Annotated in this window: 3 protein-coding genes; all 3 read right to left on the bottom strand. The window is 39.2% G+C overall.

What is annotated here, in order from left to right; translation table 11 throughout:
• Positions 1–110: 110 nt before the first annotated feature.
• The 3 genes from HUN22_RS15790 to lon all read right to left on the bottom strand — a co-directional run bounded on the left by HUN22_RS15790 (position 111) and on the right by lon (position 4,214).
• Positions 111–887 carry a DODA-type extradiol aromatic ring-opening family dioxygenase gene (locus tag HUN22_RS15790; RefSeq protein WP_046812833.1) on the bottom strand — a complete coding sequence of 259 codons (777 nt, stop codon included), beginning with the start codon at positions 885–887 and terminating at the stop codon, positions 111–113.
• A gap of 112 nt (positions 888–999) precedes the next feature.
• On the bottom strand, positions 1,000–1,479 hold the full coding sequence (gene rlmH, locus HUN22_RS15795) for a 23S rRNA (pseudouridine(1915)-N(3))-methyltransferase RlmH (protein WP_004793934.1): 480 nt from the start codon (positions 1,477–1,479) through the stop codon (positions 1,000–1,002).
• A 305-nt stretch (positions 1,480–1,784) separates the two neighbouring features.
• Positions 1,785–4,214, bottom strand: a complete 2,430-nt coding sequence (gene lon, locus HUN22_RS15800; protein ID WP_174731315.1) for an endopeptidase La — start codon at positions 4,212–4,214, stop codon at positions 1,785–1,787.
• Between the last annotated feature and the right edge of the window lie 55 nt (positions 4,215–4,269).

Here is a 4,269-nt window from a genome sequence, read left to right on the forward strand (position 1 = left end):
AAATGTAAACATTTGATTGTTTCGGTTTTTAAAATGTATAAGTTTGTAAGTTATTCTAATTTTCAACAAAAATAATGGTATACACCGCGAAACGGGGTATCTCCTAATCATTAATCAAAACGATAGATATCCATGCCTAGTGACCCCATTGTGAAGCTGCTGTGAACAATCGTAAAACGATTGCCAGTGCCCATAGCAAAAAACAAAGGGGCAAAATGTTCAAGACTAGGGTGGTTGCGTTTTACGTAAGGCAGTGATGGCCAGTCTAAAACTCCATCATAATCTTGATGGGAAAGCTTATTCACGACAGTATTTCTAAACGTTGAAGCCCATTCAGGAACTTTAGAGTTGTCTCCTTGCCAAGATAACTCTGCAAGATTATGAGTAATACTTCCCGAACCAATCAGTAAAATTTGTTTATCACGTAAAGGTGCAAGTGTTTGTCCTATCCGATAAATTTCTTGTGCACTTAAATTTGATGGCAAAGAGATTTCAACCACGGGAATGTCTGCATCTGGATACATATGTAATAGAGGCATCCATACACCATGGTCACGAGGGCGGGTGCTATTGGCATGAGCAACGAAATGAGCATCTGCCAATAATTTTAAGATTTCTTCTGCAAGTGCTGGTTCACCAGGCGCACTGTAGCGAATTTCATATAACTCTTTAGGAAAACCGCGGAAGTCATGCCATGTTTCAGGACGAGTTGAAATACTCACTTCAAGTGCTTTACTTTCCCAGTGAGCAGACATCACAATAATTGCCTTTGGGATAGGCAGATTTGTACCTAAACGGTGTAGAGCAGGTCCCACTTGTTCTGGATCAAGTGCAAGCATAGGCGAGCCATGTGAAATAAACAGTCCAGGAAGGGTTTGTAGTTCCATTTCATTACACCTGAGTTGAAAAGCAGAATCATAGTTATTATGCCAAAATCAGAACATGCTAAAAGTATTCAAATTTCAACGGATTGTTCCTAAAATGAAACGGTTGTTCCTTTTATGCACGGTGATAGGGGTGATTATGATTAATAGTCATGGCCCGATATAGTTGTTCAATTAATAAAACACGTACCAAAGGATGGGGCATCGTGAGTTTTGAAAGTGACCAATGCCATGCAGCAGCTTTACGTACCTGATCTGACAAACCATCTGGACCCCCAATGGCGAGTGCTACATCATTACCTTCAAGCATCCATTGTTTCATTGTGTCAGCTAATTTTTCTGTACTTAGTTCCCGACCACCAACTTCTAGAGCAATTAAAGTTTCATTCGGTTTTAAAGCATTTAAAATACTTTCGCCTTCAATTTGGCAATATTTCAAAATATCTGCTTCTGAATCATTCTTACCACGCTTGGCCATAGGCAGTTCAATGACTTGAGTTTGTACAAAAGGTTGGATACGTTTGAAATAATCTTCAAAACCAGTAAGAACCCAAGCAGGCATTTTTTGACCAATGGTCAGAATACGAATTTTCATATTATCTATTCATTCAAACAACAGCTGACGCATTATACCTGATGAATGAAAGCATCTGACGCTCTAAAAGATTGGCATAAAAAACGCAGTCCAAAAAATGGTGTTGGACTGCGATCAAATGATCATCTGTCTGGAGTTCAGATGATCATAGAGAATAAAAAACAAGGCTATCTAAGAGTTAGATAGTTAGGACTATCCATTTATTTAAATACCCTTATTACCTATTATGAGGATGGTTGGATATTTTTCAATCAAATTGTGTAACAAAAAAAAGAGAGCCGAAGCTCTCTTTTTTATATTTTTAATTAGTGACGTGCTGCTTTTGAACCTTCCACCGGTTTTACAATCGGTGTTTTAGGTAAAGGCTTTGGCATCGAAACTAATGCTAAAGGCAAGATGTCATCAATACTTTTCACAGCTTTGATTTCTAAACCTTCTTTAACATTCGCAGGAATTTCTGCTAAGTCTCGAACGTTGTCTTGAGGAATAAAGACAAGCTTGATTCCACCACGGTGTGCTGCAAGAAGTTTTTCTTTTAAGCCACCAATACGCATTGCACGGCCACCTAAACTTGTTTCACCAGTCATTGCAATATCTGGACGAATCGCAATACCTGTAAATGCTGATACAAGGGCAGTGGTTAACGCTAAACCAGCAGATGGACCATCTTTTGGTGTCGCACCTTCTGGTAAGTGAACGTGTACATCAGTTTCTTCAAAACGAGAAGCTTCGATACCTAGCTCATCGGCACGTGTACGCACTAAAGTCATTGCTGTGGTAATAGATTCTTTCATAACATCACCGAGTGAACCGGTCGTAATGAATTTACCTTTACCTTTGACAGCTGCAACTTCAATAGTAAGTAACTCACCACCTACAGATGTCCAAGCTAGACCATTTACGCGTCCTACTTGTGCTTCATCTTCTGCAATACCAAAGTCAAACTTATGTGGACCTAAGTATTCTGGAAGATTAGCAGAAGTAATATCAAGCTGTAAGTTTTTAGACTTTTTACTTACTGCTTCTTTTACCACTTTACGTGCAATTTTAGACACTTCACGTTCTAAATTACGTACGCCAGCTTCACGTGTATAACGTTGAACAATGTCACGAATCGCTTCTTCGTGAATTGTTAACTCTTTTGCACGTAGACCATTGTTCTTAATTGCTTTCGGAACAAGATAACGTTCAGCAATGTTAACTTTTTCATCTTCGGTATAACCCGGTAGACGAATAACTTCCATACGGTCAAGCAATGCTTCTGGAATATTCATACTGTTTGCAGTACAGATGAACATCACTTCAGATAGGTCAAGATCAAGATCTAAATAGTGATCGTTGAACTTACTATTTTGTGATGGATCTAGTACTTCAAGCAATGCAGAAGCAGGGTCGCCACGGTAGTCTTGCGCCATCTTGTCAATTTCGTCGAGTAAGAACAATGGGTTCTTCACGCCAACTTTTGTTAAAGATTGCACGATTTTACCTGGCATCGCACCAATATAAGTACGACGGTGACCACGAATTTCAGCTTCGTCACGTACACCACCGAGTGCCATACGAACAAACTCACGACCTGTTGCTTTCGCTACAGACTCACCAAGTGAAGTTTTACCTACACCTGGAGGGCCTACTAAACATAGAATCGGACCTTTGAGTTTTTTAACACGCGACTGAACAGCTAAGTATTCGACAATACGATCTTTAACATCATCTAAGCCATAGTGATCTGTATCGAGAATTTCCTGTGCTTTCGCAAGGTTAATACTCACTTTGCTCGCTTTATTCCACGGCGTATCTAAAATTACTTCTAGATAGTTACGTACAACAGCCGCTTCACTAGAAGCTGGTTGCATTGCTTTAAGCTTACGGAACTCTGCTTCAGCTTTTTTGCGTACGTGTTCAGGTAAATCGGCTTCAGCAAGACGTTTCTCTATTTCAGCAACATCATCTTCAGCGCCGCCATTCATGTCAGAAAGTTCACGTTGAATGACTTTCATTTTTTCATTTAGAAAGTATTCACGTTGGTTTTTTTCCATTTGGCGTTTTACGCTGTCATGCAAAGTTTGTTCAATTTGCTGTTCTGCAGATTGATTTACCAAGTAACTCATAAGCTCTTGCAAATGTGCTTCAAACTCATCGTACTCTAAAAACTTCTGTTTAATTTCAATATTTAGAGGCACACGTGTTGCTACGAAGAACATGAGTTGTAGCAAGTCTTCAATTTTATTAGCCGCAGCAACGAGTTCGCGAGCATTACGTAATTTTGCTTCGGCATATTGAGCAAATAAAGTACGTAACTCTTGCAAACGAGTTTCTTGAGTAGCTTTATCTACGTTAATAGTCATTGGACTTAAGCTATGTTCAGCAGTCAAATGACTATCTTCATCGATAATCTTTTCAAGTTTAGAGCGATGTAAGCCTTCAATAAGTACTTTAATGCAGTTTTCATCATTTTCATGATTTACGACTTGAACAATCTTAGCAACAGTTCCGTACTGATAAAGGTTATCGTGATCAATTTCTTCTGTAAGCGAATCTTTTTGCGCAACTACAAATACTAAATTGTCACTGTTACGAGCCACATCAACTGCATTGATCGATTTTTCACGACCCACGAATAACGCAATTTGCATGTGTGGATAAACCACGACATCACGCAACGCTAAAAGTGGTAATACACTTGGAACCTGAGGCTCTAAGTCAGTTTTTTCATTCATAATAAGTTCAGACATGGGCACTCCTAATGAGTGACAACGAGGTTGCCATGTTTTTTATAGTGATGTGTAT

The organism is Acinetobacter lactucae (assembly GCF_013344765.1).
Taxonomy (GTDB): Bacteria; Pseudomonadota; Gammaproteobacteria; order Pseudomonadales; family Moraxellaceae; genus Acinetobacter; species Acinetobacter lactucae_A.